Origin of the sequence: Pseudomonas vanderleydeniana (assembly GCF_014268755.2) — a bacterium.
GTDB lineage: Bacteria > Pseudomonadota > Gammaproteobacteria > Pseudomonadales > Pseudomonadaceae > Aquipseudomonas > Aquipseudomonas vanderleydeniana.
The window spans coordinates 3,891,928-3,917,832 of the sequence record NZ_CP077093.1 but is presented as its reverse complement, the minus strand read 5'-3'; the positions used below and the strand labels follow the sequence as shown (position 1 = coordinate 3,917,832).

Sequence of the window (25,905 nt, the reverse complement as noted above, 5' to 3'; positions counted from 1 at the left end):
TTGTACCCAGAGTGGGGAGGGGAAGGGAGGGGCGGTGCCGGGTTTTAGGGCCCGGTTCATCTCGAACAGGGCCCTCCATGCCCACCTCAGATGCGGAACTGGCGCAACAATCCGTTGAGTTGTTCGCTCAGGACCTTGAGCCGGTCACTGTCGGCGCTCGACTGTTCGGCTGCCAGGGCGGTGTTGTGGGACAGTCCTGCCGCTTCGGTGACGTTCTGGTTGATTTCCTCGACCACGTGAGCCTGTTGCAGGGTCGCGCTGGCAATCGAGGCGTTGAGGCCGTTGAGGTTGCGCAGTGCCTGGCTGATGGCATTCAGGCTTTCGCCAGCCAGCCCGGCCAGCTCGATGGTCTGTTGCGAGACGCGGCTGCTGTCGCCGATGACTTTCACCGCAGCCTCGGAGTGGTTCTGCAGGCGTTCGATCATCGCCTGGATCTCGGCCGTGGACTGCTGCGTGCGCTGAGCCAGCAGGCGCACCTCGTCGGCCACTACCGCAAAGCCGCGTCCCTGCTCCCCGGCCCGTGCAGCCTCGATGGCAGCGTTCAGGGCGAGCAGGTTGGTCTGCTCGGCGATCGAGCGGATCACTTCCAGGACACTGCCGATCTGGGTGCTTTCCGCCGCCAGGGTACGGATCACCTCGACCGCCTGGGCGATGGTGCCGGACAACTGGTCGATCTGCTGCAGGCTATTGTCGATGTTCAACTGGCCCTGGCGCGCCTGGCCTTCGGCATCACGTACTTCACTGGCGGCCTGTTCGGCGTTCTTGGCGACATCCTGTACACCGTAGGTGACCTGGTTGATCGCCGTGGCCACCAGCTCCATCTGCTGCGATTGCTGCTGGCTGCGCGACTGCGACTCAATGGCACTGCTGCCCAGGTCGCTGGAGGATTGCCCCAGCTCGCTGGCCGAAACCTGCAACTGGCTGACCACGCCGCGCAGCTTGCTGGTGAAGGCGTTGAAGTGCCGGGCCAGTTCGGTCACCTCGTCCTGGCCGTGGGTATCGAGGGTACGGGTCAGGTCGCTTTCGCCACTGGCGATGTTGGCCATTGCGTGGACCGACTCCTGCAAGGGATGAAGGATACTGCGACCGATCAGCAGGACCAGGGCGCTGAGCAGCACGGCAATCGCCAGGCCGATCATCGATGCATTGCGCACCTGCCCATAGAACTCGGCCTGCACATCGTCGACATAGACGCCCGAACCGATGATCCAGCCCCACGGTTCGAACAACTGGACATAGGAGGTTTTCTGCACCGGGGCGCTGGCCCCCGGCTTCGGCCAGCGATAGTCGATCATGCCGCGGCCCTTGGCCTTGGCCAGGGCCACCATTTCATTGAACAGTGCGTAGCCATCGGGATCCTTGATGCCGGACAGGTCCTGCCCCTCGAGCTTGGGGTTGGCCGCGTGCATGACCATGACCGGCCGCAGGTCGTTGATCCAGAAATAGTCGTTCTGGTCGTAACGCAAGCCGCGTATCACATTCATGGCCTGTTTCTGCGCGGCTTCGCGGCTCAGCGTACCGGCAGTTTCCTGGGCATGGTAGTAATCGAGGATGCCACTGGCGGCCTGGACCACGTGCTGGGTCTTCTGCGCCTTGGCCTGGTAGAGGTTGTCATGGGTCTGCTTGAGCATCAGCAGCCCCTGGGTCAGCAGCATCGCCACCGCCAGGATCAGGATGAGCCACAAGCGTCGACTGATCGACACGCTGCGCAAGCTTTTCATAAGACCACCGTTCCTTTTTTCTTGTTGTGTCGCCAGGGACTTTATAGCAGCAGGTTTTATCCGCGTTGCACAGCCTCCTTATGGCTACTATCGAGGCAGCGATAAACAGGCATGTCTGATAGGATTTCGGCCCAATCTCGGCAAACCTGAGTTGATGTTTGATTTTTCAGGCATTTTTCACGGTTTTCCGACGGGCTGGGCAACAGACTTGCCGGTGGATCGCCGATCTTGCGATCGGCCGCTTTCGATTTTTGTAGGGATCCGCGGGAGCGGTCCTTGAGGGGGAATGATGGATCTTTGGACCGCCGCGCAGGCGCTGATATTGGGTATTGTCGAGGGCTTGACGGAGTTTCTGCCGATTTCCAGCACCGGCCACCAGATCATCGTCGCGGATCTGCTCGGTTTTGGCGGTGAACGGGCGATTGCCTTCAACATCATCATCCAGCTCGCCGCGATCCTGGCGGTGGTCTGGGAGTTTCGCCAGAAGATCTTCACGGTGGTGCGGGACCTGCCCCGGCAGCGCAGCGCCCAGCGCTTTACGCTCAACCTGCTGGTGGCCTTCATGCCGGCGGTGATTCTTGGCGTATTGTTCAAGGAGGTGATCGCCACCTACCTGTTCAACCCGATCACCGTGGCCTCGGCACTGGTGGTGGGCGGGGTGATCATTCTCTGGGCCGAGCGTCGCGAGCACACCGTGCACGCCGAAACGGTCGATGACATTCGCTGGCAGGATGCGCTGAAGGTCGGTTTCGCCCAGTGTCTGGCGATGATCCCGGGGACCTCCCGTTCCGGCGCGACCATCATTGGCGGCCTGCTGTTCGGCCTGTCGCGCAAGACGGCCACCGAGTTCTCGTTCTTCCTCGCCATGCCGACCATGGTCGCGGCCGCGGTGTACTCCGCCTACGGCTTCCGCCACCAGTTCCAGATGGCCGACCTGCCGGTGTTCGCGGTGGGCTTCGTCACCTCCTTCGTGTTCGCGATGATCGCCGTGCGCGGCCTGCTGAAATTCATTGCCAGCCACAGCTATGCGGCGTTCGCCTGGTACCGGATCGTCTTCGGCCTGGTCATCCTCGCCACCTGGCAATTCGGCTGGGTCGACTGGTCGACCAAGGGATGAGGAAGGCGAACGCTGCCGAGGGCGCCCGGCCAGCCACCACTGGCCGGGTCCGCCAGCTCCGGCTCAAGCTCGTCGTCGGGCTGTTGCTGTGTGTCTTGCCGGGCGTCGGTGTGTTGCGCCTGTGGCTGGGTGAGGGAACCCGTTGGCCACTGTGGGCCTATGGGATCGCCAGCCTGCTGGCGTTCGTTCTGTATTGGGACGACAAGCGCAAGGCGCGCAATGACGCCTGGCGCATCCCGGAAAAGGTGCTGCATGGCGTCGAACTGCTGGGCGGCTGGCCCGGGGCGCTGATCGCCCAGCAGGCCTTTCGGCACAAGACCCGCAAGCTGTCGTTCCAGGTGGTGTTCTGGCTGATTGTGCTGGTGCACCAGGTGTTCTGGATCGACCGGCTGTTTCTCGACGCCACCCTGGCTCACCTGTCCTTTTTATAGGACAGCGCTACAGCAGCAGGCCAACCTGGCTGCGCTTGGGCAGCTTGGCGACCACCAATTGGTGGGAGCGGCGCAGCAGGTCCTGCAGTTCCTCGCCGCCCAGCGGGTAGGGAGCGTTCATGCTGATCCAGAAAGCCCGTGCCAGATAGGGCGCGGGACGGATGCCCGGACGATCGACATGACCGAGGAACAGCTCCTTGTCGACCTTGAACGACAACGTGTCGCCGCTGAGATTGAGCAGGGCGAACATCTTGCTTCCGGCAACCGAGAACACCCGGACGCCACCCCACTTGTAGTCTTCCCGGGCTCCTGGCAGGTCAAGGCAGAAGCGCGCGACGGCTTCCTGGTTCATGCTGGATCCTTTCATAGTGCTCTGTCTCCACATTCCCTGAAGGCTTCGGCCAGGTGATCGATCCAGGCCCGTACCGCTGGCAGCAACCCACGCCTATGCGGGTAGACGGCCTGCAACCAGCCCCCCGGTAGCGACCACTCGGGCAGGATGCGCACGAAGGTGCCATTGGCCAGTTCTTCCTCGCAGTAGAGCATGGGCAGTACCGTGAAGCCCAGTCCGGCCGAGGCACAGGCCTTGCGCACGATGAAATCATCCACGCCCAGCCGGGCCTCGAGCGCCAGATCGCGCTTCTGTCCGCGTTCGTCCAGCAGGCTGAGGTGGACCTGGCGATCGGCTTCCAGGGCGCCGAGGGCAGGGGCCTTCATCAGGTCCTCGAGGCTGTCGATCGGGTGCTGTTGCAGGAAGGCCGGGGTGGCGAGCATGAAAGTCTGCGCCTGACGCAGTCGACGGGTGACCAGCGACGGGTCTTCGTCGCCATGTTCACGTACGCGCAGGGCGACGTCGATGCCTTCCGTGACCAGGTCGACCCGGCGGTTGACCATCACCACTTCCAGTTGCACCAGCGGGTGGGCCGCGAGGAAGCTGGCAATCACCCGCGGCATGAATTCCTGGGCGAGTCCGATCGGGCAGGATACCCGCAACCGCCCGCGGGGCTCGCTGGACATGCTGGCGACGGCCTCATCGGCCATTTCCGCCTCCAGCAGCATGGCCTGGCAATGGCGCAGGTAGCGTTCGCCGACGGCGGTCAGTTTCAGTTGTCGCGTGGTACGTTGCAGCAGGCGGGCGCCGAGGCGTTCTTCCAGCTCGGCAATCCGTCGCGACAGGCGCGACTTGGGAATCCCCAGCAGACGGCCGGCCGCCGCGAAACCACCGGCTTCCACGACCTTGGCGAAGTAATAGAGATCGTTGAGATCCTGCATGGTGTGAACATTCCGGTCGTTCTATTAATGGGACAATCTATCGCATTTAGAGCGGCTAATCATTTATTGAGTTCGCAAGTAGGATTATCCCATCTTGATCGCCAAGTGGCGATCCTCACTTGGAGAACCGACATGAAACTCTTGCACATCGATTCCAGCATCCTGGGTGACCACTCGGCTTCGCGCCAACTGAGCCAAAGCGTGGTCAAGGCCTGGCAGGCCGCCGAACCTTCGAGCGTGGTGACCTACCGTGACCTGGCCAATGATGCCATCAGCCACTTCTCCAGCCTGACCCTGGCTGCCGGTGGTACCGCTGCCGAACTGCGTGATGCCGCCCAGCGTCACGAAGCCGAGCTCAGCGCCGCGACCCTGGAAGAGTTCCTGGCCGCCGATGCCATCGTCATCGCCGCGCCGATGTACAACTTCAGCGTGCCTAGCCAACTGAAGGCCTGGATCGACCGCATCGCCGTGGCCGGCAAGACTTTCCGCTACACCGAGAATGGCCCTGAAGGCCTGGCCGGTGGCAAGAAGGTCGTGATCGTTTCGACTTCCGGTGGCCTGCATGTGGGCCTGCCGACCGGTGTCGGCCATGAAGACTACCTGAAAGTACTGTTCGGTTTCCTCGGCATCACCGACATCGAGTTCGTCCGTGCCCACGGCCTGGGCTACGGTGAAGAGGTTCGTGCCAAGTCCATGAGCGACGCTCAGGCACTGATCAGCGACACCTTGTTCGCTGCCGCGTAAAGCTTTTGTAAACGCGCAAGAAACTTGCGGTAACAAACACTAAACTCTGTACTCTGATCATGATGAATGATCGGGTACGGAGTTTTTTGCATGGGTTGGGCGCAATTTGGCGCGCCTTATGCAATACGCCAGGGCATAGGCGCTCTGGAAAACTGCGAAAGCCAGTCGAAGCCCGATGTTGTGCTTCAGTTTCAAGGAATGACAGAGATTTTGGTGTGCTAATTACTCAGCAAAGGTGGGCATCCCCATGATGCGTCTTTGTGCAGTATTACTGATCTGCCTGGCAACGGGCTTCACGACGGTGCAGGCGGCTCCAGCCCCTGCGGCTCACTGGAGCGTGGGCTTTCATCGCCTGACGTTTCTCGATCCCCTGGACTTGCAGCCGATGAAGGCGATTGCCTTCTATCCTTCCACCGGTCGCGAGCAGTGGAGCAAGATCGGTGGCTACACCATCCAGGCCAGCGAGGATGCGCGGATTGCCATCGGTCGTTATCCGCTGCTGATGCTGTCCCACGGCAACACCGGCACGCCGCTGGCCCTGCACGACCTGGCAACCTCGCTGGCACGCAAGGGTTTCGTCGTGGTGGCGGTGCTGCATCCTGGCGACAACTACAAGGATCACAGCCGCCTGGGCACCTTGAGCAACCTCTATGGCCGCCCCATGCAGATCTCCGAAGCGATCACCGCGACCCTGGGCGATCCGATGCTCTCGCCATTCGTGGAAGCCGAGCAGGTCGGGGTGATTGGCTACTCCGCCGGGGGCGAGACTGCGCTGATACTTTCTGGTGCACAACCGAACCTCGATCGCCTGCGGCGTTACTGCCAGGAACGCCCGGACGACAAGGATGCCTGCACCACCAAGGGTGAGTTGATCGTCGACCGCGACGACCTGCAGCCGGTTTCCGATCCACGGGTACACGCATTGATGCTGATGGCACCGCTGGGCCTGATGTTCGGTCGCCATACGCTGGCCGACGTGCACGTGCCGGTGCTGATGTACAGTGGGGACGGCGACAAGCTGGTGTTCCCCGACAAGAATGCCGCCGCCCTGGCCCGCAAGCTGCCGGTGGCACCGCAGTTCAAGCTGATTGCCGGCGCCGGGCACTTCGTGTTCATGGCGCCCTGCAGCGAAGAACAATTGCATGCCACGCCGGGGCTATGCACCGACCCGGAAGGTGTCAATCGGGCGGATATTCATCGCGACCTGATCTCCGAGGCCGGGCGCTTCTTCAGCAAGACCCTGAACGTGCCGAATCGCGGCGGCCTGCAAACCGCCGATCAGTGATTCACTGGGCTGTCGGGCGCCGTGCCAGCAACACGGTGACCGACAGGCCGATGATCGACAGCACGGCCGCGCAGCAGAAAATCCACGCATATCCCAGGTTCAGCGCGACCGCGCCCATGAGTGGGCCGGCAATCGCCAGTGCCAGATCGAAAAACACCGCATAGGCGCTCAGCCCCGCCCCGCGACTGCTGGTTGGCACCTGCCGGATGGCTTCCACGCCGATGGCCGGATACACCAGCGACAAGCCAAAACCCGCGAGGCCCGCGCCGGCCAGGGCGACGCCGGTGGAGGGCGAGAGCCAGAGCAGGGTCAGGCCGAGGGTTTCGATGCTCATGCAGGCCATGGCCACCTTGAAGCCACCAAAACGGTTGATGGTGCCGATGAAGAACAGTCGCGCCAGGATGAAACAGCTGCCAAATACGGTCAGGCAGTAGGCGGCGCCGGTCCAGCCCCGGCTGAGGTAGAAGAGGGTGATGAAGGTGGTCAGCGTGCCATAGCCGATGGAGGCCAGGGTCAGGCTCGTGCCGTAGGGCGCAATGCGACCGAATACCGCCCAGAAGGGCAGGCGCTCACCCCGGATCACCGGCACCGAGGGTTTGTTGCGAATCAGCAGCAGGGCGCCGGCAGCCAGGGCCGACAAGGCGATCCCGAGACTGGCGAAACCGTAGTCGGCGACCATCAGTACGCCCAGCGGTGCACCGATGGCGATGGCGCCGTAGGAGGCAATACCGTTCCAGGAAATCACTCGCGCGGTCTGGTCGGCACCGACCTGGCCGATCCCCCAGCTGATGGTGCCGACACCGATCAGGCCCTGGGCAGTGCCGAGCAGCAGGCGCCCGATGATCAGGATGATCAGGCTCAGCAGGGGCAGTTGCTGGAGCAGGGTCGACAGCAGGGTCAGTGCGCCGCTCAGGCAGATGCCCACCAGGCCGTAGATGATCGCGCGCTTGGTGCCGACGTTGTCGGCCATGCGACCGGCCATGGGCCGACTGAGCAGGGTCGCCAGGTACTGCGAACCGATGGTCAACCCGGCGATGACCGCACTGAAGCCCAGTTGTTCGTGCACATAGCCGGGCAGCACCGCTATCGGCAGGCCGATGCAGAGGAAGGCGATAAAGGTATAGAAGACGATGGAGACGATTTGCAGGGTGACGGTCAGGTTGCCGGGCTGGCGGGGCGGTTGCTGGGCAGACATGGAGGCTCGTTCGCGGGCGGGCGGTTGGAGAACTCCATCATGGCGGGATGGCAGGATAAAAGAAAGCAGGCTAACTAGTTTTCTCCTGCAATAGGGGAGACGAGGGCCTGATGGGCGAGGAACTGGACCTGATGGATATAGGTCGTTTGTGGCGAGCGGGCTTGCCCGCGTTGGGGGCAAGGCCCCCTTTGAAACTGCGACCTTGTTCTTTCAGGAGAACCGGGTGACCGGGTTTGGGGCTGCCTTGCAGCCCAGAGCGGCGGTGCGGCGTCCCGACAAGCCCGCTCGCCACAGACCCGGCCTAGGAGGTCAGAACACCACTGAAATCAGAAAACCACGCCCTGGCTGCGCAGGTAGTCGTCATAGGTGCCGCTGAAGTCGACCACGCCGGTTGGGCTCAGTTCGATGATGCGGGTCGCCAGGGACGAAACGAACTCACGGTCGTGGCTGACGAAAATCAGCGTGCCCGGGTAGTTTTCCAGGGCCAGGTTGAGCGCTTCGATGGATTCCATGTCCAGGTGGTTGGTCGGCTCGTCCATTACCAGTACGTTGGGCTTTTGCAGGATCAGCTTGCCGAACAGCATGCGGCCCTGTTCACCACCGGAAATCACCTTGACCGACTTGAGGATCTCGTCGTTGGAGAACAGCATGCGGCCCAGGGTACCGCGTATGACCTGCTCGCCCTGGGTCCATTGGCCCATCCAGTCGAACAGGCTGACATCTTCCTCGAAATCGTGGGCGTGGTCCTGGGCGTAGTAGCCCAGCTCCGCGCTTTCGGTCCATTTCACGCTACCGGCATCCGGCGCCAGCTCGCCCACCAGGGTGCGCAGCAGGGTGGTCTTGCCGATACCGTTCGGGCCGATGATCGCCACGCGCTCGCCGGCTTCGACGGTGAAGCTGAAGTTCTTGAACAGGGTCTTGCCGTCGAAGCCCTTGGACATGTTCTCCAGGGTGACGGCCTGGCGGTGCAGCTTCTTGGTTTGTTCGAAGCGGATGAACGGGCTGACACGGCTCGAAGGCTTGACCTCGGCCAGCTGGATCTTGTCGATCTGCTTGGCGCGGGAGGTGGCCTGCTTGGCCTTCGAGGCGTTGGCCGAGAAGCGGCTGACGAAGGTCTGCAGCTCGGCGATCTGGGCTTTCTTCTTGGCGTTGTCCGACAGCAGTTGTTCGCGCGACTGGGTCGCAGCGGTCATGTACTCGTCGTAGTTGCCTGGGAACAGGCGCAGCTCACCGTAGTCCAGGTCGGCCATGTGCGTGCAGACGCTGTTCAGGAAGTGCCGGTCGTGGGAGATGATGATCATCAGGCTGTTACGCTGGGTCAGGACGTTTTCCAGCCAGCGGATGGTGTTGATGTCCAGGTGGTTGGTCGGTTCGTCGAGCAACAGCACTTCCGGATCGGAGAACAGCGCCTGGGCCAGCAGTACCCGCAGCTTCCAGCCGGGTGCGACTTCGCTCATCGGGCCGAAGTGCTGTTCCAGCGGAATGCCCAGGCCCATCAGCAGTTCGCCGGCACGGGATTCGGCAGTGTAGCCGTCCATTTCGGCGAACTCGGTTTCCAGCTCGGCGACGGCCATGCCGTCTTCCTCGGTCATCTCTGGCAGCGAGTAGATGCGATCACGCTCGGCCTTGACCTTCCACAGCTCCTCGTGGCCCATGATCACCGTGTCGATCACGGTGAATTCCTCGTAGGCGAACTGGTCCTGGCGCAGTTTACCCAGGCGCACGTTCGGTTCCAGCATGACCTGGCCGGCGGACGGCTCGAGGTCGCCGCCGAGGATTTTCATGAACGTCGACTTGCCGCAACCGTTGGCGCCGATCAGGCCGTAGCGGTTGCCGCTGCCGAACTTGACCGAGACGTTCTCGAACAGCGGCTTGGCGCCGAATTGCATGGTGATATTCGCGGTGGAGATCAAAGTGCTTACCTATCAATAGCTTACGCAGCCGGATTGTCAGCCGATACCGATTTGATACCAATCCTGAGTGTTTCCAGCCCGCTCCAGTCGGAGCCTGAGTTGGGCCAACGGGCATGGGGCAACAGCAGCATCTGCAGGCTGTGACCCAGTGGTTGGGCGATGAATGCGGGGGTTGAGACCGGACATTGCGCCTATTGTCGCATAGGTGCGATGACAGTTGAACGTTGCTCTGCGCCTGAACGCTATCAGAGGGGCGTTGCAACTGGCTCGGCCAGATTCGACACGAGTACAATCGCGTTGGGCCCAATTGGAGAAAGGCAACCATGGAGTGGCACATCAGGCAGGCCGTTATCGATGATCTGGAGGGCTTGTTTCGTATTGACCCGATCGCGACAGTGGATTCCAACCGCCAGGCGCAGATCCGCAAGGCGGTGGAGTCAGTCGAGTGCTGGGTTGCCTGTGAAACGGGTAGGCCCGGCATCCCGATCGGTTATGGTTGCCTGGACAGAAGCTTTTTCGGGCAATGGTTCATTTCCCTGGTGATGGTCGCCAGCGCCTGCCAGCGTTCTGGCGTGGGGCGCCAGATCGTGGTGCACCTGGAACGTGTTTCAGGTGCGGGGAAGATTTTCACCTCGACCAACCTGTCCAATACGCCGATGCAGCGATTGCTGCTTCAGCTTGGCTACCAATCCAGCGGGACGGTGGAGAATCTTGACCCGGGTGATCCCGAATTGATTTTTGTGAAGTTCCTCGACCAGTAGCCTCCCTTTCGCGCCAGTCCGTGGCCTGATGAACCCCGCTTGGCGACGTACGGCTGGGTCGTTTGAGGTTGCTGGGTGTATGGTGTCAGGGCAACGCCTCGGATCTTTAGACGTGAAAAGGAGGTGACCATGAGCGTTCCACAGCTCTTGAAGACGCATGTCAACGGCTATGACGTGATCCGCGTTGGCGGCGGCCCCTGGAAGGTATGCACCCAGACCGATCGACTCAGTTCGTTCCGGACCCGGGAGGAAGCGATGGCCTACGCGGTATCGCTGCCACTGCACAAGGTGCGTCAACCCGCCAATCAGTAGCAACGGGCGCAGCTCCCGGGGACCTCCAGGCCCTCGGGAGTTCATGAACCGGACTCCATCACCAGTTCAGCCTGATCCCCAGCGTGGCAGAGATGCTTTCCTGCTGGCGGCTGTCGATGTGGCTGCCATAGTCCAGGCCGCCGTAAACGCTCAGGTCGTGGCCGAGCCGTGCCAGTACTCCGGTGCCCAGTTCCAGCTGGCTGGCGCTGTGGTCGGTCCTGATCGGATACCCCTCGAAACTCATGGTGTCGCGGCCGCCAAAGGTGTGCCAGAGGTTGGCCTGCACATAGGGTTCCAGCGGCACCGCGCCCGCCTGCAGGGCGCCCTTGAGGCGTACGCCGAGCCGACTTTTCAGATAGACCTGCGAGTCCGGTCGGATCGGCGAGACACCATCGTTCTGGTTGTCCAGGCTGATCCGCTGGGCGATGAGCTGCGCCTGGGGTTCGGCCACCCAGCCATTGGCCAGCGGATAGGGATAGCCGCCTTCCAGCGAAAGGCTGAGTCCGTGACCGGCGATGTCGAACTTCAGGTCGCGGTTCGAACGGGCGGTGCCGCTGTAGCGGGTGCCCATGGCCACCACATCGAGGTAGGCGTCGTGGGGCGCGACCAGGGTCCAGTAGGCGCCAAAGCCGTTGCCGTCGAGCCACAGGTCACCGGCCCGGGTATCCTCGAAGCCGTCGACGAACCCGCGCACGCTGCCCTGGAGCCGGGCATGGCTGACGAACAGGCCGACCTTGTGCAGGTTGCCGCCGTCATCCTTCGCGCTGTAGAGATCATGGCCGGCCTGAAGCCCCCAGAGGTTGCCATCCAGGCTCGGGGTGACATCGCCCGACCAGCCCTGGCGCAAATGGCTGCCGAAAGTCCGGGCCCAGCCGGCACTGGCCTCGTTGTCCCTGAGCAGGGCCTGTTCGCCCTGGCGTTGGTGAAAGGTGCCCAGCGTGGCCTGGTCCAGCAAGGCAGCAGCCGGACCGACCACGGCGTCGACGGCGACTTCGGGCCGAAAGAAGGGAAGGGTTTGCCCGGGATCGGGATTGGGCAGCAGCGGGCCTCCCGGTTCCGGTAGCGGGGTGACCGGGCCCTCCGGCTCGGGAAGCGGTACTTCCGGACCGGTGATGCTGGAGCGCAGGTACCAGTTGTTCTGCGTGCCGGGAGTGAGGCCACCCTTGTAGAGGAAGTAGTCGAAGGGCCCGGCCGAGACCGGGCCGCCCAGGCTGAAGGCGCTGTTGCTGCTGGTGGCGCCCTGGTTGGCCTCCACCACCTGGATACCGTCCTGCAGGGTTTCGGCACCGCTGCCGCCGACATTCGCGACGTTGATGACGGTGTTGCCCGACAGGCTGCCCTGGGACACCACCAGGCGGTCCGAAGCCGAGCCGTCGCCGTCCAGGACGCTATGCAGGCTCAGGTGGCCGCCGTTGCCGACGTAGTTGCCGATCACGGTCAGGCGGTCGGAGACCTGCGCGCCGCCGGCGCTCAGGTAGATCGTGCCGCTGTTGTCCAGGGTCGCATTCTGCCCGGCCGTGAAGGCCCTGATCACGCCGCTGCTGGAGGTCAGGCTGCTGCCGGCATCGATGTTCAGGCTGCCAGTGCCGGTCCCGCTGTCGCCCAGCACCAGGCTGTCATTGAGGGTCATGGCCGAGCTGCGGGTCAGTGCCACGGCCTCCCAGTTCACATAACGCCCGCCGGTACCGGGGCTGCTGTTCTCGAACACCAGGCTGTCGTTGCCCGTACCGCCGTCCAGTGATGGGGTCGAGGACAGTGCCGCTTCGCCGAGGTTCTGGATCAGTGCACGGTCATTGCCGGCGCCCATGAGGATCTTGCCATGGACGATGCCCGCATCACGCCAGTTGAAGTAATCGTCGCCGGCGCTCATGTGGATTTCGCCATAGACCGTGCCGCCGCTCATCAAGACCTGGTTGTTGCCGCCGCTGGTGACGATATCGGCGGACTGGGTAAAGCTGCCGATGGTCCCGCCGGTGACGGTGACTACGTCATTGACGCCTTCGCTGACCAGGTTGCCCTGGATCGCACCGCCTTGCAGGGTGAAGTGGTTGTTGTCATGGACCAGGTCGACCCGGCCGATCGAACCGCCGCTCATGAGGGCCTGGGCGCTGCCGGTCAACGTGCCGCGAATCGTACCGCCGCTCATGGTGAAGCGGTTGTTGCCGCCCCCCAGGTCGAGGTTGCCGTCGATCGTGCCGCTGACGAGGGTCGCGCTGTCGTTGCCGTCACCGAACACCACGTTGCCGGTGATGGTGCCAGTTCCAGGGTAGGGCATGCTCAGGCTGTTGTTGCCCTGGGTGTCGACGACTCCAGGGGAAGTGCCGCTGTCGCAGACGAATGAGTCGTCGCCGGCGGTCGGCGTCAGGTCGCAGGAGGCCCGGGCGTCCTGCAGAACCAGTGCCAGCAAGGGCAGGGCGCAGGTCCGGGCGAGGTGGTGTCGGATCATTGCGTTCATCCTTTGGGCAAAGGACAGGGCAAAGTCACCACGACGCATCCGGAGGGCCCCATGCACTCGGGATGGGTGTTGTAGCTGGCGTTATAGCGGAAAAAAAAGCGGAGGATAACTGTCAAGAATGACAGGTTATGCGCAGCGCAAAACCGGCGTACGCTTGAAGGTTATGGCCTGGTTTTCGCTGAAGAGCGGTCGGGCGATGCGCTGAAGCATTCTGTCATATGAAATTTCTCTTAGATTCGAACCCGCGGTCCAGGGTGTTATCCAACGCAGTGGATAGCTGTCATCCATTGGCATGGGAGAGACGCCATGAACCGACCCGTACTCGGCCTGAGCGCCTTGTTGACTGCCGCCCTGCTGGCCGCCGCGACGAGCGCCGCCGCGGCGCCCGTTGAGGTAATGCAGCCCGCCGTGCTGCTGGCGCAGGCGCTGCCCAACAGCGACAACCCCTACAACAGCCCGATTCGCCGGGCCAACCCGAACAGCCGCCAGGGCTCCGAGCCCAGCACGCCGCCCGTGCGTGGGCCCAACACCGTGCCGACACCGCGTCCCTCGACCATCGAAAACGGTGCGATCGGCAACGGCTACCCACGTGATCAGCCGGTACCGGCACCGGTACCGATCCAGCCGGGCACCCGCAGCCCGAATACGCAACGTTGATCGTTGCCGTGGTTTTTCGTTATTCCCGTAAGGAACTATCCATGTTGCGAAAAAATCTGATAGCGACCCTTTGTGCCAGCGCCTTGCTCGGTCTGCCGCTGCAGGCGGTCCTGGCTGCACCGCAGACGTTCGATTCCGAGCTGGGGCCGGTCACCGCCACGCAGATCGTGAGTGGCCTGGATCATCCCTGGGCATTGGCCTTCCTGCCTGACAAGAAGGGCATGCTGGTCACCGAGCGTCCCGGCAACCTGCGCGTGGTCAGTCCCGACGGCAAGCTTTCGGCGCCGCTGGGCGGCGTGCCTCAGGTCTGGGCCAAGGGGCAGGGTGGCTTGCTCGATGTGGTGTTGTCGCCGTCGTTCAAGGAGGACCGCCTGGTCTACCTGTCGTATGCCGAGGGTGGCGGTGCAGGTGGCACAGCCGGTACCGCCGTAGGTCGCGGGCGGCTGTCGGAGGACCTGACACGGCTGGTCGACTTCAAGGTGATCTTCCGTCAGGAGCCCAAGCTGTCGGTGGGCAACCACTTCGGCTCGCGCCTGGTGTTCGACCGCGATGGCTACCTGTTCATCGCCCTGGGCGAGAACAATCAGCGTGCGACGTCGCAGGATCTGGACAAGCTGCAGGGCAAGGTGGTGCGCATCTTCCCCGATGGCCGTGTACCCGACGACAACCCCTTTGCCGGGCAAGAGGGCGTGCGTCCCGAGATCTGGTCCTACGGGCATCGCAACCAGCAGGGCGCCGCACTCAATCCCTGGACCGGCACCCTGTGGACCCACGAGCACGGGCCGCGTGGCGGTGACGAGATCAATATCATCGAGCGTGGCAAGAACTATGGCTGGCCCCTGGCAACCCATGGCATCGACTATTCGCTCAAACCCATCCCCGAGGCCCAGGGCAAGACCGCACCGGGAACCGTACCGCCCCACCATGTGTGGGAGAAGTCCCCGGGGCTGAGCGGCATGGCGTTCTATGACGGCGATCGCTTTGCAAAATGGCAGCACAACCTGTTCATCGGTGCATTGGCCGCCCAGGAGCTGATCCGGTTGCAGTTCGACGGTGACCAGGTCGTCCATGAGGAGCGTCTGCTGGGCGAACTGAAATCGCGGATACGCGATGTCCGCCAGGGCCCTGACGGTTACCTGTACGTGCTGACCGATGCCGACAACGGCGCGCTCTACAGGGTCGGCCTGGAGTAGAGGATCACCGCGGCCCGCAGTTTGCGGTGGCCGAAGCTGCTCATCTTGTCGAACTCGCCGTGACTGACGGGAAGGTGCTGGCAGTCCAGCGCCTGGCGATGTTGACTGTGGTCGACGTCCGGGTCGTGCAGGTAGACGAACTCCTCGTCGCAGTCGGTGATGATCACCCAGTGGGGGGCCTTGGAGCGGGTCAGGCGATAGCTGCTGATCAGCACCAGCGGCTTGCCGCCTGCGGCCAGCAGGCCTGGCAGGTCCAGTGCGTTGCCGAGGACCTGTTCGACATCGGTGGCGCGCAGTTCCTCCTCGAAGCCGTCGTGCACCAGGCGCATGACGGCTTTTTTATGTTCGTTGCGCACGCCGTCGAGCAGCAGCGGGCCGTCGATACTGACCTGCAGTCGTACTGCAAAACCGCGTCGCCAGGCAGCCAGCGCCAGACCCTGGGGGCTGCAGCCACCATGACCGGAAGTCATGAAGATGGTGGTCGCCTCGCGCCAGACCTGCACTTCCTCGCGTCGCGTGGCCGGGCGGCCTGGTTGCAGGGCCGCCATCGCCATCAACAGGCAGGCCGGGCCGCAGGTGAAGTCGGTGGTCTGGGCGTAGTAGGGGACCTGTGCCTCGCGACGGGTTGGGTGGTGCAGGATGCGCTTTTCCAGGCGCAGGGCATCGGCGTGGTCTTCGTAGTAGTCGTTGATCAGGCCAAAGCGACGATAGCCGTTGTGCTCGTAGAGGGCGATGGCCGCGCTGTTATCGGTACGGACTTCCAGGCGCAGGTAGGCGCAATCGTGTTCCAGGGCGCAAGTTTCGCTGCGTTGCAGCAACTGCCTGCCCAGGCCGAGACCACGGGCTTGGGGGGCGATGGCGATGGAGTACAGGCGTGCCAGGGACGTCCCGCGATGAAACAGCAGCAGGGCATAGCCGGCCAGTGGCTCGCCTGACTGCTGGGCGACGATCAGGCGCGCGTGCGCACGATTGATCATCCAGTGGAAGCTGCGTGCGGTCAGGCGATCACTGGTGAAGCAGTGTTCTTCGAGTTCCAGCAGGGCGGGCAGGTCATCGGTTGTGGCAAGGCGAAAGACAAGATCCATATAACCACCGTAAAAGTTGCGTAACGAAACGGGACTTTCCCGAAAGTTCGTGCTTAATAGAAAGTGTCTTGTTCAACGGATCTATCTCTATGTCAGCGGTGCAAGGTGATTGGCGCGAAGTATCCGATCAAAGTTTTCCGGTAGCAATATCCAAAGGAACTTATTTGTCGCTGTCGAATAACTTGAGCAGCCAGCTGGTTATTATTGTCGAGCGCAAGGAAGACTGGGCCTCGTACTTTCCCTGCGAGGACATCGTCACGGCCCAGGAGTACCTCGAACAGTCGCTCGCCGGCGAGCCGGGCAAGCGGGTCCAGGTGATCAACCTGTGTCGCAGCTACAGGTACCTGGGCCACGGCTACTACTGCTCGTTGCTGGCCGAGGCGCGTGGACACCGGGTCATTCCCTCGGTAAAGACCATCAGCGAGCTGACCCGCAAGTCCCTCTATGGGTTGGCCCTGGATGACCTGGACAAGACCCTGGGCAGGGCCTTGGGGGATCATCTTTATCGTGACACGGAAGGTTTCACGCTGACGCTGTATTTTGGCAGTACGGTTATTGAGCCGTTACAGGAACTTGCTCGTCAGTTGTTCGAGGTATTTCCTTGTCCGATATTGCTGGTTGATTTCAAGAAAAGTAATGGCTGGCATGTCGAGGGTGTAAAGGCTGGAACTCTGCACAAGTTGCGTGAGGACCAGGAAGATCACTTTGCCCAGGCGCTGGATGGTTTCAGTCGGCGCATCTGGCGACTGCCGCGCTCGCGTCGCCTGGCTCGCTACGACATGGCGATCCTGCATGATCCCCAGGAGGCATTGCCGCCGTCGAATGCCCGCGCGCTGGATAACTTCATCCGGGTCGGCAGGGGCTTGGGGATCGATGTCGAGTTGATCGAGAAGAAGGATTACGGGCGAATCGCCGAGTACGATGCCCTGCTGATTCGTGAGACCACCAGTGTCGATAACCACACCTACCGCTTCGCCAAGAAGGCCGAGAGCGAGGGGGTTGTGGTGATGGATGACCCGGCGTCTATCCTGCGTTGCACCAACAAGGTCTACCTGACCGACCTGCTCAAGAGCCATGGCCTGGGCATGCCGGCTACCGAGATCCTGTACAAGGAGCGACCGGAGGATTTCGAGCGGGTCGGCGACCGCCTGGGTTTCCCGTTGGTGCTGAAAATCCCCGACGGCTGTTTCTCCCGTGGCGTGATCAAGGTCGAGAGCCAGCAGGCATTGCTCGAGGCAACCGCCGAACTGTTCGAACACTCGGTGCTGTTGCTGGCCCAGGAGTTTTTCTACACCGAGTATGACTGGCGTATCGGTGTGCTCAACCGCAAGCCGATCTTCGCCTGCCAGTACTTCATGTCCAAGGGACACTGGCAGATCTACAACCACAAGGCCAAGGGGCAGGACATCAACGGTGAATGCCGGACCCTGGCAATTCACGAGGCGCCGCGCGCAGTGGTGGACCTGGCGGTCAGGACCGCCAACCTGATCGGCGACGGGCTCTATGGGGTCGACCTCAAGCAGTCTGGCGACAAGGTGGTGGTGATCGAGGTCAACGACAACCCCAACCTGGATGCCGGAATCGAGGATGCCTACCTGCAGGATGACCTGTATGGACTGGTGCTCGAGGAGTTCGTCCGGCGCCTGGAACTCAAGCGTCGCGGCCAGGCCTGGTAGAGGGCGGGCGATGATCAGGAGTTTCGAGTTGCAGCAGGGCGCGTTGCACGCCGTCGCCCATCTCGAGGCGGCCGTAATGTTGTTCTGCAACCCCGATACCGCCGAGCGGGAGCTGTTGCGCAGTCACTTCAAGCTCGACGAGCATGCCCTGGCCTCGGCGCTGGACCCGGACGAGATTTCGCGGATCGAGTTTCATCCGGACAACCTGTTCCTGATCTGGAAGCGTCCGCTGAACTACTCGGCGGCCGATAGCCTGTCCTTCGAGGTGTCTTCCTGCGGCCTGCTGTTCTGCGAGGAACGCCTGCTGGTGATTGCCACCGATGCCGCCCAGCTCGATGGCCTGGGTAGCCACAAGGCGCTGGACACGCCGCTCGACGTGTTGCTGGAGATGCTCTTCAACAACATCCATCACTATCTCGGGCACTTGAAGGTGATCAAGATGGTTGCCCGCGAGCTGCAGCAGAAGTTCTATGCCTCGATGGAAAACCGCCACCTGATCCAGATGTTCAACCTCAGCGAGAGCCTGATCTATTACATCAACGCCCTGCACAGCAACGGTGCCGTGCTGACGCGCTTGCGCAACCACGCGCAGAAGCAGGCCTTCAGCGAGCAGTCGATCAGCCTGATCGACGACCTGATCATCGAGAACAACCAGTGCTACAAGCAGGCGGAGATCTATTCCAACGTATTTTCCGGGCTGATCGACGCCCGGGGCAACCTGATGAACAACAGCACCAATGGCCTGCTGCGCAAGCTGACGTTGATCAACGTGGTGTTCCTGCCGCTGAACCTGATCGCCAGCATCGGTGGCATGTCCGAATACAGCATGATGACGGCCGGTACGCCGTGGTGGGTGTCCTACCCGCTGTTTCTGTTGGCGATGCTGGCCGGTGCGGGGCTGATGGTGCTCGGCCTCAAGCGTTTGGCCGGGAATGCCGACAGGGCGACTTGAGCACCGGGATCGCCCAGGCCTGTGGGCGCGTGGCTTGTCGGGACGCCGCACCGCCGCGAACCGCCACAGGCGGCCAGTCTCCATGGACCCGTGGTGCCAGCGAAGCAGCCCTCGCGGGCAAGCCGCCCGTCTCAGGCGCATGCCTTCACTGAGGTGTCGGTCGATCCTGGAGTTGCGGTTGCAGGGTCAGTACCTCGAAGCCATCGTGGGTGACGGCCACGGTGTGCTCCCACTGCGCCGACAGGCTGCCGTCGCGGGTGACCACGGTCCAGCCGTCTTTGAGGCTGCGGGTGCGGGCGCTGCCCTGGTTGAGCATCGGCTCGATGGTGAAGACCATGCCCTCGCGCAGCACCAGGCCGGTGCCCGGCCGGCCGAAGTGCAGCACCTGCGGTTCTTCGTGCATCTGGCGGCCGATACCGTGCCCGCAGTACTCGCGCACGACACTGTAGCCATTGCTTTCGGCGTGTTTCTGGATCGCATGGCCGATGTCGCCCAGGCGCGCACCGGGCTTGACCACATGGATACCTGCCCAGAGCGCTTCGAAGGTCTTGTCCACCAGGCGCCGGGCCTTGGGGCTGACAGCACCGATCAGGTACATCTTGCTCGAGTCGGCAATGAAGCCGTTCTTTTCCAGGGTGATGTCGATATTGACGATATCGCCTTCGCGCAGGATCGCCTTGGCGTCGGGCATGCCATGGCACACCACCTCGTTGATCGAGGTGTTGATGGAGAAGGGGTAGTCGTATTGGCCCTTGCTGGCCGGGCGGGCCAGCAACTCCTGGCGGATGAACGTCTCGACCCTGCGGTCCAGCTCGAGGGTCGACAGGCCGGCGGCGACCAGGCCATCGAGCATGCTGAATACCTGCGCCAGCAATCGTCCGGATTCGCGCATCAACGCCAGTTCGGCTTCGCTCTTGATCAGCCCGACAGACATCAGCTGCGCCCCCGGATCAGATCATCCCTGTTCAGTAGCAGGCGATTGACCAAGTCGTTGTAGCCCAGTTGCGGGTTGAGTTCGGCCAATAGGCCGAGCTTGATCCAGAACTCGGCCTGGGCGTTGATCGAGCGGTCCATGGCGGCACTGGCCATGCGGATCTGCTCGTGAAGTTCATCGGAGATCTTGACGATACCCATGGGGGCTCCTGGAAAATTGATATACGAATCGTATATGTTTCGTATATCAAGGGCAAGCCACGGCACATCTTGCCCATTGACTTGCCCGGGACTCCCGGATAAGTTCCAGCCATGACCTGCGTTCACGTTCTGCCTCAGCCAAGCATTATTATTATCGCCATTCCTTATCCGGCGGGCTGAGCTGCACCTGTTTACCCAAACCCGCCTCCGAGGCGGGTTTTTCGTTTCTGCCTCCGAGGTCAAATGCCAACCCGGAGAGCCTGATGAATACCGATACCGCCAACCAGCACGCCAATGCCGATGACGAACTACTGGGCCGCTATGTCCGCAAGATCCTTGCGGCACCGGTCTATGACCAGGCGATCTGCACGCCGTTGCAACCGGCCCCGGCCTTGTCCGCGGTGCTCGGCAACCGGGTCCTGCTCAAGCGCGAGGATCTGCAGCCGACCTTTTCCTTCAAGATCCGCGGGGCGTACAACAAACTGGTGCAATTGAGCCAAGCGCAGCGCAGTTGTGGCGTGGTCACCGCGTCGGCGGGCAACCACGCGCAGGGCGTGGCCCTGGCGGCACGAACCCTGGGAATCAAGGCGACGATCGTCATGCCGACCACCACGCCCGAGCTCAAGGTACAGGGTGTGCGCAGTCGCGAGGCCACGGCGGTCCTGCACGGCGAGAGTTTCCCCTTTGCCCTGGCGCATGCACTGGCCCTGGCGCAGGAGAAGGGCTACACCTTCGTCTCACCCTTCGATGATCCCGAAGTGATCGCCGGCCAGGGAACCGTGGCGATGGAACTGCTCAACCAGCACCAGGGTGTCATCGATGCGATCTTCGTTCCGGTCGGCGGTGGTGGCCTGATCGCCGGAATCGCCGCCTACGTCAAGTACCTGCGGCCGCAGGTGCGTATCATCGGCGTCGAATCGGAGCACTCCAACTGCTTGCAGATGGCCCTGAAGGCCGGGGAGCGGGTGGTGTTGCCCGAGGTGGGAACCTTTGCCGACGGCGTGGCGGTTGCGCAGATCGGCGCCTACGGGTTCGAGATCTGCCGGCGGCACGTCGACGAGGTCATCACCGTCAGCAATGACGAGCTGTGCAGTGCCATCCGCGATATCTATGACGATACCCGCTCCATCACCGAGCCTTCAGGTGCGTTGGCCGTGGCCGGGATCAGGAAATACGTGGCGCGTGAGCAGGTAGAGCGGCAGACGCTGGTGGCGATCAACTCCGGCGCCAACATCAATTTCGACAGCCTGCGTCATGTGGTCGAGCGTGCGGCCCTGGTCAGGCCGCAGGCGGTCCCTGCATGACAGGGGCTTGTAGGCTCAGGACAGCAATGGGCGCATGAAGCTGCGCTCGTAGCTGAGGATGAACTTCTTCTCGACCACCGAAGCCACCAGTGCGGTGCTTTCGGGGTCGGTCAGGGCTTTCTGGCGATAACGTTCATACTCGGCCAGCGACGTGAAGCTGAACAGGCAGTAGGCGATGTTGCTCGCGCCTTCGCTGGGCAGGAAGTAGCCATGATGCTTGCCGCCAAGGCGCTCGACGATGCGAATCCAGGCCTTGGAGTAGGCCTCGAACTCGGCCAGTTGATACGGATCAATGATGTACTTGACGTGGCAGGTGATCATTAGCTTGAGGCTCCCGGGGTCATTCGCTGACGGCTTTTTTCACCAGCTTCGATGGTGTCCAGATCCGATAGCGAATCTGCACGTCGTCCGGTGCGTAGATCACCAGCGGCAGCTTGCTGTTGTAGCGCAGCATGTAGCCGGTGCCGACCACGGGGACGAAGTCCTTCTTCGCCTTGGTGCCGGGAGGGCAGGCCATCAGCGTGGAAACCGGCCCGCTGACGTTTTCCAGGCGGTAGTAGGAGTAGCTCCAGCCCTCGAGATTCTTCTCGTCGAGGTTGCCGCTCAGGCGTTTCTGGTTGCAATCGACGGGCAGGATCTTGCCGGCGATGATTTCGACCCGGTGATCGGAGTCCTTGGTCATCTTCGGTACGCGGATCACCGTCCGGGTGAAACCGTCTTCTGCCTTGGGGAAGGGCGCCAGGTCCGATTTGTCGGCGGCGACCGCGCTGGCGGCAGTGGTCATGGCCAGCAGGAACGTGGCGGCGATAGTCGTCGAATTCATGAGCTTTCTGTGCCCCGGGTCAGGAGGGATCGTGCCCTCGGTGGAATGATACGGCGTGGGTGTTGCACGCTGTTTTCGCTGCAGATTGGCAGGCAACGGCTGAAGATAAGGGCAAAATGCGCATCGGCAAAGGTTTTTTCTTGCCGGCTCGATAGCGGCATTTGGCTATTAATCAGTCATTTGCGGCGATTTTCCACTAAACGATTATTCATGCTGGGCGGCACGCTTGCTGCTGTTTCCTGTTGATTGCGCCGATGGGCAGGTGACCAATGGTTGGATTGTCGGACGAAATGCGCTCACGCCCAGCTGGGAAAGCGCTTAGTCTGTTGAGGATGCCCTTGTCTTTCAGGATAGGACAGGGCTCGAGTCCTTGTCGGGCTTGTGATGTGTGAGCACCCGCAGGCGGTCGGTGACCGCCTCGGCAAAGAAACTGGCAGTCTCATATAACGGAGAGAGTCGCCATGCTATCGCTATCGTCGCTGGAGTTACGCAATATCATTGAAAGCAGTTTCCTGCCGATGCGCTGCCAGTGCAGCATGGGGGCCGATGAGTCCCTCACGGTCAAGGTCTTCGATGCAAAGAACGAGCGGATGGACCTGATGGTCACCGGTATCTGCGCGTCTAAACTCGATAGCAGTCGCGCTATTTCGGAGCTCGTTGCCAAGTTGCGTCATGACCTGCAAGTGAGCCAGGACGCCAGCTACAGCCCCGTGCGGGCGAGGGCGGTTTGACGCCTGAACCTCGTCGCATGATTCTCCCGTCTACGCCCTCTTGCCCGAAGGGGGCGTCCTTCAAAAAATCTTTCCCGCCACGGGATAGATAGCTTACCGGCAGTGTCGAACTGCCAGTAAACTGCGCGCTTTTCCCCGTACCCTTCATTTCCAGAGGTTTTGCATGACACTCAGTCCTTTTGCGGGCAAACCGGCACCGGCCCAGTTGCTGGTAGATATCCCGCGACTGGTATCGGCCTACTACACCGGCCAACCTGATGCGACGATCTCCACCCAGCGTGTCGCCTTCGGTACCTCGGGACATCGGGGCAATTCCTTCGATCTGAGTTTCAACGAGTGGCATGTTCTGGCTATCAGCCAGGCGATCTGCCTGTACCGCCAGGCCCAGGGGATCGATGGCCCCCTGTTCGTCGGTATCGATACCCACGCATTGTCCACCCCCGCCGGGGCCAGTGCGCTGGAAGTGTTCGCCGCCAATGGCGTGGAAACCATGATCGCCCAGGGCGATGAGTACACCCCGACGCCGGCGGTGTCCCATGCCATCATCTGCTACAACCGCGGCCGTACCAGCGGCCTGGCGGATGGCGTGGTGATCACCCCGTCCCACAACCCGCCGGAAAGCGGTGGCTTCAAGTACAACCCGCCCAATGGCGGCCCCGCCGACACCCACGTCACCAAGTGGATCGAAGCCAAGGCCAACGAGCTGCTGGGCAACCAGTTGGCCGGTGTGAAGCGCATCAGCTACGAGCGTGCGCTCAAGGCTGCCACCACTCACCGTCACGACTACCTCAACAGCTATGTCGCCGACCTGGCCAATGTCATCGACATGGATATCATCCGCAGTGCCAACCTGCGCCTGGGCGTTGATCCACTGGGCGGTGCCGGCGTGCGCTACTGGTCGGCGATTGCCGATCACTACAAGTTGAACCTGGAGGTGGTGAACACCGAGGTCGACCCGACCTTCCGCTTCATGAGCGTCGACTGGGATGGCAAGATCCGCATGGACCCATCCTCCAGCCACGCCATGCAGGGCCTGATCGGCCTGAAGGAGCGTTTCGACGTGGCCTTCGCCTGCGACCCTGACCATGATCGCCATGGCATCGTCACCCCGTCCGGCGGCCTGTTGGCGCCGAACAACTACCTGGCGGTGTCCATCGACTACCTGTTCCAGAACCGTCCACATTGGCGTGCCGATGCGGCCGTGGGCAAGACCGTAGTCAGCAGTGGCCTGATCGATCGTGTCGCCGCTCGCCTGGGGCGTCGCCTGTACGAAGTGCCAGTCGGCTTCAAATGGTTCGCTGACGGGTTGTTCGACGGTTCCCTGGGCTTTGGTGGCGAGGAGAGTGCGGGCGCCTCGTTCCTGCGCAAGGATGGCAGCGTCTGGTCAACCGACAAGGATGGCCTGATTCCGGGCCTGCTGGCGGCGGAAATGACCTCGCGTACCGGCCGTGACCCCAGCCAGATCTTCCGTGGCTTGACCGACGAGTTGGGTGAGCCGTTCTCCGTGCGGGTCGACGCCGCGGCCACACCGGCGCAGAAAGCCCTGTTGGGCAAGCTGTCGCCGCAGCAGGTGAGCTCGACGCAATTGGCGGGCGAGCCGATCCAGCAGATCCTCAGCCATGCGCCGGGTAACGAGCAGGCCATCGGTGGCCTGAAGGTCATGACTGAAAATGGCTGGTTCGCCGCGCGTCCATCGGGTACCGAGGACATCTACAAGATCTACGCCGAGAGCTTTATCGGTGAGGATCACCTCAAGCGGCTGGTCGAGGAGGCACAGGTGCTGGTGGACGGGGCAATTTCCCCGGCCTGAGGCTTTCTGGAGCCAGGGCTGCGGTGGTGAAATTTGCCGCAGCCTGGTTGTGGTGAGCGGGCTTGCCCGCGTTGGGGGCAAGGCCCCCTGAAACCTGAGTACCCGGTCTGTCAGTTAAGTCGGAGTAGTTGGGTTTGGGGGTGCCTTGCACCCCAGCGCGGGCAAGCCCGCTCGCCACAGTGGGGTTTCGGCCGTAATTCCGGTTTCAGTCCTTCATTATCGGTGAGGATCTCCTCAAACGCTTGGCCGAGGAGGCGCTGAGGTTTGCCGCAGCCTGGTTGTGGTGAGCGGGCTTGCCCGCGTTGGGGGCAAGGCCCCCTGAAACCTGAGTACCCGGTCTGTCAGTCAAATCGGAGTGCTTGGGTTTGGGGGCGCCTTGCACCCCAGCGCGGGCAAGCCCGCTCGCCACAGTGGGGTTTCGGCCGCAATTCCGGTTTCAGTCCTTCACGCCACATCCACCAGGATGATCTCGCTGTCCTGGATGGCGGTGACCCGCAGCACTTCCTCCTCGGCCACGGCCACGCCATCGCGTGCTTCGGCGCGCAGGCCGTTGACCTCGATCACGCCGGTAGCCGGTACCAGATAGGCACGGCGATCACTGCCCAAGTGGTATTCGGCACTTTCACCGGCCTTCAGGTTGGCTGCGACCAGTCGTGCATTGGCGCGAATGCGCAGGCTTTGCTCATCGCCGTCCTTGCCGCTGGCCAGGGTGACGAAGCCTTCACCGCGTTCCCCCTTGGGAAACGGCCGGCTACCCCAGGAGGGCGCTGCGCCGGCCTGTTCCGGAATGATCCAGATCTGGAAGATCTTGGTCGGTGTCGACTCCAGGTTGTATTCGCTATGGGCGATCCCGGTGCCGGCGCTCATGACCTGCACATCGCCAGCCTCGGTACGGCCCTTGTTGCCGAGGTTGTCCTCGTGACTGATCGCGCCTTCGCGGACATAGGTGATGATTTCCATGTCCCGATGCGGGTGGGTCGGGAAACCGGTGCCCGGGGCAATCACGTCGTCGTTCCAGACCCGCAGGTTACCCCAGTGCATGCGTTGTGGATCGTAGTACTCGGCGAACGAAAAGTGGTGGTGGGCATTCAGCCAGCCGTGATGGGCACCGCCCAGGCTGTTGAAGGGGCGAAGTTGCAGCATGGTTCTTCTCCTGTTCAGGTTCGTCGTGGGCTGGCGCCGAGCCAGGGCAGGACGGTGACCGTGGGTTGATGGCCTTATGATCGGTCAAACCAATATCGATAAAAAGCGTAAATAATGCCTTTTTATGATCGGTTTATTAGATGTGTTTATCTCTAGGCAGTGATGTCTGTTCTTTCACTTCGTCATCTAAA

Annotated in this window: 25 protein-coding genes; 13 read left to right on the top strand and 12 right to left on the bottom strand. The window is 62.2% G+C overall.

All coding sequences use genetic code 11. The features are described 5' to 3' along the window. Nucleotides 1-86 precede the first annotated feature (86 nt). Nucleotides 87-1,721 (bottom strand): methyl-accepting chemotaxis protein, encoded by a 1,635-nt coding sequence (locus tag HU752_RS17615; RefSeq protein ID WP_186686079.1) that lies wholly within the window; start codon nucleotides 1,719-1,721, stop codon nucleotides 87-89. 289 nt (nucleotides 1,722-2,010) lie between these two features. Between HU752_RS17615 and HU752_RS17610 the strand changes: the two genes are divergently transcribed. Beyond that, nucleotides 2,011-2,838, top strand: a complete 828-nt coding sequence (locus HU752_RS17610) for an undecaprenyl-diphosphate phosphatase (RefSeq protein ID WP_186686158.1) — start codon at nucleotides 2,011-2,013, stop codon at nucleotides 2,836-2,838. After that, nucleotides 2,835-3,269: a DUF1294 domain-containing protein gene (locus HU752_RS17605; RefSeq protein ID WP_186686082.1), complete on the top strand. Its 435-nt coding sequence runs from the start codon at nucleotides 2,835-2,837 to the stop codon at nucleotides 3,267-3,269. The genes HU752_RS17610 and HU752_RS17605 overlap by 4 nt, the downstream gene beginning before the upstream one ends. A gap of 7 nt (nucleotides 3,270-3,276) precedes the next feature. On the opposite strand, the gene HU752_RS17600 is transcribed toward HU752_RS17605, so the two are convergent. Together HU752_RS17600 and HU752_RS17595 are read right to left on the bottom strand one after the other, a co-directional pair. Further along, a complete protein-coding gene (locus HU752_RS17600) occupies nucleotides 3,277-3,621 on the bottom strand; it encodes an MmcQ/YjbR family DNA-binding protein (protein WP_186686084.1) in 345 nt (114 codons plus the stop codon). A gap of 11 nt (nucleotides 3,622-3,632) precedes the next feature. Continuing rightward, nucleotides 3,633-4,541: a LysR substrate-binding domain-containing protein gene (locus HU752_RS17595; RefSeq protein ID WP_186686086.1), complete on the bottom strand. Its 909-nt coding sequence runs from the start codon at nucleotides 4,539-4,541 to the stop codon at nucleotides 3,633-3,635. Nucleotides 4,542-4,673: 132 nt separating this feature from the next. Here HU752_RS17595 and HU752_RS17590 point away from each other — a divergent pair, with 132 nt between their 5' ends. Further along, complete coding sequence (locus HU752_RS17590) at nucleotides 4,674-5,285, top strand: FMN-dependent NADH-azoreductase (protein ID WP_186686088.1); 612 nt, start codon at nucleotides 4,674-4,676, stop codon at nucleotides 5,283-5,285. A gap of 247 nt (nucleotides 5,286-5,532) precedes the next feature. Further along, nucleotides 5,533-6,570 (top strand): alpha/beta hydrolase family protein, encoded by a 1,038-nt coding sequence (locus HU752_RS17585; RefSeq protein WP_186686090.1) that lies wholly within the window; start codon nucleotides 5,533-5,535, stop codon nucleotides 6,568-6,570. A 1-nt stretch (nucleotide 6,571) separates the two neighbouring features. Here the strand turns inward: HU752_RS17585 and HU752_RS17580 are convergent, their stop codons facing one another. Both HU752_RS17580 and HU752_RS17575 read right to left on the bottom strand, forming a co-directional pair. After that, nucleotides 6,572-7,765 carry an MFS transporter gene (locus tag HU752_RS17580; protein ID WP_186686092.1) on the bottom strand — a complete coding sequence of 398 codons (1,194 nt, stop codon included), beginning with the start codon at nucleotides 7,763-7,765 and terminating at the stop codon, nucleotides 6,572-6,574. Nucleotides 7,766-8,091: 326 nt separating this feature from the next. Continuing rightward, complete coding sequence (locus tag HU752_RS17575; protein ID WP_186686094.1) at nucleotides 8,092-9,678, bottom strand: ABC-F family ATPase; 1,587 nt, start codon at nucleotides 9,676-9,678, stop codon at nucleotides 8,092-8,094. Between the two features lie 323 nt (nucleotides 9,679-10,001). On the opposite strand from HU752_RS17575, the gene HU752_RS17570 reads away from it, so the two are divergent. Together HU752_RS17570 and HU752_RS17565 are read left to right on the top strand one after the other, a co-directional pair. Next, nucleotides 10,002-10,439: a GNAT family N-acetyltransferase gene (locus tag HU752_RS17570; protein ID WP_186686096.1), complete on the top strand. Its 438-nt coding sequence runs from the start codon at nucleotides 10,002-10,004 to the stop codon at nucleotides 10,437-10,439. 129 nt (nucleotides 10,440-10,568) lie between these two features. Further along, the gene (locus HU752_RS17565; protein WP_186686099.1) at nucleotides 10,569-10,751 is read left to right on the top strand and encodes a DUF2188 domain-containing protein; all 183 of its coding nucleotides are present in this window, start codon (nucleotides 10,569-10,571) and stop codon (nucleotides 10,749-10,751) included. A 58-nt stretch (nucleotides 10,752-10,809) separates the two neighbouring features. Here the strand turns inward: HU752_RS17565 and HU752_RS17560 are convergent, their stop codons facing one another. Beyond that, a complete protein-coding gene (locus HU752_RS17560) occupies nucleotides 10,810-13,197 on the bottom strand; it encodes an autotransporter family protein (RefSeq protein ID WP_186686112.1) in 2,388 nt (795 codons plus the stop codon). Nucleotides 13,198-13,512: 315 nt separating this feature from the next. Here HU752_RS17560 and HU752_RS17555 point away from each other — a divergent pair, with 315 nt between their 5' ends. Both HU752_RS17555 and HU752_RS17550 read left to right on the top strand, forming a co-directional pair. Next, nucleotides 13,513-13,863: a hypothetical protein gene (locus HU752_RS17555; protein WP_186686114.1), complete on the top strand. Its 351-nt coding sequence runs from the start codon at nucleotides 13,513-13,515 to the stop codon at nucleotides 13,861-13,863. A 41-nt stretch (nucleotides 13,864-13,904) separates the two neighbouring features. Continuing rightward, nucleotides 13,905-15,056, top strand: a complete 1,152-nt coding sequence (locus HU752_RS17550; RefSeq protein WP_186686116.1) for a PQQ-dependent sugar dehydrogenase — start codon at nucleotides 13,905-13,907, stop codon at nucleotides 15,054-15,056. Here the strand turns inward: HU752_RS17550 and HU752_RS17545 are convergent. Beyond that, complete coding sequence (locus tag HU752_RS17545) at nucleotides 15,035-16,141, bottom strand: GNAT family N-acetyltransferase/peptidase C39 family protein (protein WP_186686119.1); 1,107 nt, start codon at nucleotides 16,139-16,141, stop codon at nucleotides 15,035-15,037. The genes HU752_RS17550 and HU752_RS17545 overlap by 22 nt on opposite strands. An 89-nt stretch (nucleotides 16,142-16,230) precedes the next feature. Here HU752_RS17545 and HU752_RS17540 point away from each other — a divergent pair, with 89 nt between their 5' ends. Continuing rightward, nucleotides 16,231-17,817, top strand: a complete 1,587-nt coding sequence (locus HU752_RS17540) for a RimK family ATP-grasp domain-containing protein (RefSeq protein WP_225920014.1) — start codon at nucleotides 16,231-16,233, stop codon at nucleotides 17,815-17,817. Between the two features lie 10 nt (nucleotides 17,818-17,827). Next, on the top strand, nucleotides 17,828-18,769 hold the full coding sequence (locus tag HU752_RS17535; RefSeq protein ID WP_186686121.1) for a magnesium transporter CorA family protein: 942 nt from the start codon (nucleotides 17,828-17,830) through the stop codon (nucleotides 18,767-18,769). A 145-nt stretch (nucleotides 18,770-18,914) separates the two neighbouring features. Here the strand turns inward: HU752_RS17535 and map are convergent, their stop codons facing one another. After that, complete coding sequence (gene map / locus HU752_RS17530) at nucleotides 18,915-19,691, bottom strand: type I methionyl aminopeptidase (RefSeq protein ID WP_186686164.1); 777 nt, start codon at nucleotides 19,689-19,691, stop codon at nucleotides 18,915-18,917. A gap of 11 nt (nucleotides 19,692-19,702) precedes the next feature. Then, on the bottom strand, nucleotides 19,703-19,903 hold the full coding sequence (locus HU752_RS17525) for a ParD-like family protein (RefSeq protein ID WP_186686123.1): 201 nt from the start codon (nucleotides 19,901-19,903) through the stop codon (nucleotides 19,703-19,705). A gap of 263 nt (nucleotides 19,904-20,166) precedes the next feature. On the opposite strand from HU752_RS17525, the gene ilvA reads away from it, so the two are divergent. Next, complete coding sequence (ilvA, locus tag HU752_RS17520; protein ID WP_186686125.1) at nucleotides 20,167-21,207, top strand: threonine ammonia-lyase, biosynthetic; 1,041 nt, start codon at nucleotides 20,167-20,169, stop codon at nucleotides 21,205-21,207. Nucleotides 21,208-21,222: 15 nt separating this feature from the next. Here ilvA and HU752_RS17515 read toward each other — a convergent pair whose 3' ends face one another. After that, nucleotides 21,223-21,528, bottom strand: a complete 306-nt coding sequence (locus HU752_RS17515; protein WP_186686127.1) for an NIPSNAP family protein — start codon at nucleotides 21,526-21,528, stop codon at nucleotides 21,223-21,225. A gap of 19 nt (nucleotides 21,529-21,547) precedes the next feature. Further along, nucleotides 21,548-22,030, bottom strand: coding sequence for a serine protease inhibitor ecotin (eco, locus tag HU752_RS17510; RefSeq protein ID WP_186686142.1), 483 nt, complete (start codon nucleotides 22,028-22,030; stop codon nucleotides 21,548-21,550). 461 nt (nucleotides 22,031-22,491) lie between these two features. Between eco and HU752_RS17505 the strand changes: the two genes are divergently transcribed. Next, entirely contained in the window at nucleotides 22,492-22,761 is a 270-nt protein-coding gene (locus HU752_RS17505; protein ID WP_186686145.1) for a DUF1652 domain-containing protein, read from the top strand. A gap of 163 nt (nucleotides 22,762-22,924) precedes the next feature. Further along, complete coding sequence (pgm, locus tag HU752_RS17500; protein WP_186686148.1) at nucleotides 22,925-24,571, top strand: phosphoglucomutase (alpha-D-glucose-1,6-bisphosphate-dependent); 1,647 nt, start codon at nucleotides 22,925-22,927, stop codon at nucleotides 24,569-24,571. Nucleotides 24,572-25,015: 444 nt separating this feature from the next. Here the strand turns inward: pgm and HU752_RS17495 are convergent, their stop codons facing one another. Beyond that, nucleotides 25,016-25,714 carry a pirin family protein gene (locus HU752_RS17495; RefSeq protein WP_186682748.1) on the bottom strand — a complete coding sequence of 233 codons (699 nt, stop codon included), beginning with the start codon at nucleotides 25,712-25,714 and terminating at the stop codon, nucleotides 25,016-25,018. Nucleotides 25,715-25,905: the final 191 nt, after the last annotated feature.

Coding starts and splice junctions, on each gene's coding strand:
- ilvA (WP_186686125.1), top strand. CDS start 20,167: ATGAATACCGATACCGCCAACCAGCACGCCAATGCCGATGACGAACTA.
- HU752_RS17515 (WP_186686127.1), bottom strand. CDS start 21,528: ATGATCACCTGCCACGTCAAGTACATCATTGATCCGTATCAACTGGCC.
- HU752_RS17505 (WP_186686145.1), top strand. CDS start 22,492: ATGCTATCGCTATCGTCGCTGGAGTTACGCAATATCATTGAAAGCAGT.
- HU752_RS17605 (WP_186686082.1), top strand. CDS start 2,835: ATGAGGAAGGCGAACGCTGCCGAGGGCGCCCGGCCAGCCACCACTGGC.
- HU752_RS17540 (WP_225920014.1), top strand. CDS start 16,231: ATGTCAGCGGTGCAAGGTGATTGGCGCGAAGTATCCGATCAAAGTTTT.
- HU752_RS17535 (WP_186686121.1), top strand. CDS start 17,828: ATGATCAGGAGTTTCGAGTTGCAGCAGGGCGCGTTGCACGCCGTCGCC.
- HU752_RS17615 (WP_186686079.1), bottom strand. CDS start 1,721: ATGAAAAGCTTGCGCAGCGTGTCGATCAGTCGACGCTTGTGGCTCATC.
- eco (WP_186686142.1), bottom strand. CDS start 22,030: ATGAATTCGACGACTATCGCCGCCACGTTCCTGCTGGCCATGACCACT.
- HU752_RS17580 (WP_186686092.1), bottom strand. CDS start 7,765: ATGTCTGCCCAGCAACCGCCCCGCCAGCCCGGCAACCTGACCGTCACC.
- HU752_RS17560 (WP_186686112.1), bottom strand. CDS start 13,197: ATGATCCGACACCACCTCGCCCGGACCTGCGCCCTGCCCTTGCTGGCA.
- pgm (WP_186686148.1), top strand. CDS start 22,925: ATGACACTCAGTCCTTTTGCGGGCAAACCGGCACCGGCCCAGTTGCTG.
- HU752_RS17545 (WP_186686119.1), bottom strand. CDS start 16,141: ATGGATCTTGTCTTTCGCCTTGCCACAACCGATGACCTGCCCGCCCTG.
- HU752_RS17600 (WP_186686084.1), bottom strand. CDS start 3,621: ATGAACCAGGAAGCCGTCGCGCGCTTCTGCCTTGACCTGCCAGGAGCC.
- HU752_RS17570 (WP_186686096.1), top strand. CDS start 10,002: ATGGAGTGGCACATCAGGCAGGCCGTTATCGATGATCTGGAGGGCTTG.
- HU752_RS17595 (WP_186686086.1), bottom strand. CDS start 4,541: ATGCAGGATCTCAACGATCTCTATTACTTCGCCAAGGTCGTGGAAGCC.
- HU752_RS17590 (WP_186686088.1), top strand. CDS start 4,674: ATGAAACTCTTGCACATCGATTCCAGCATCCTGGGTGACCACTCGGCT.
- HU752_RS17550 (WP_186686116.1), top strand. CDS start 13,905: ATGTTGCGAAAAAATCTGATAGCGACCCTTTGTGCCAGCGCCTTGCTC.
- HU752_RS17525 (WP_186686123.1), bottom strand. CDS start 19,903: ATGGGTATCGTCAAGATCTCCGATGAACTTCACGAGCAGATCCGCATG.
- HU752_RS17565 (WP_186686099.1), top strand. CDS start 10,569: ATGAGCGTTCCACAGCTCTTGAAGACGCATGTCAACGGCTATGACGTG.
- HU752_RS17585 (WP_186686090.1), top strand. CDS start 5,533: ATGATGCGTCTTTGTGCAGTATTACTGATCTGCCTGGCAACGGGCTTC.
- HU752_RS17610 (WP_186686158.1), top strand. CDS start 2,011: ATGGATCTTTGGACCGCCGCGCAGGCGCTGATATTGGGTATTGTCGAG.
- HU752_RS17555 (WP_186686114.1), top strand. CDS start 13,513: ATGAACCGACCCGTACTCGGCCTGAGCGCCTTGTTGACTGCCGCCCTG.
- HU752_RS17495 (WP_186682748.1), bottom strand. CDS start 25,714: ATGCTGCAACTTCGCCCCTTCAACAGCCTGGGCGGTGCCCATCACGGC.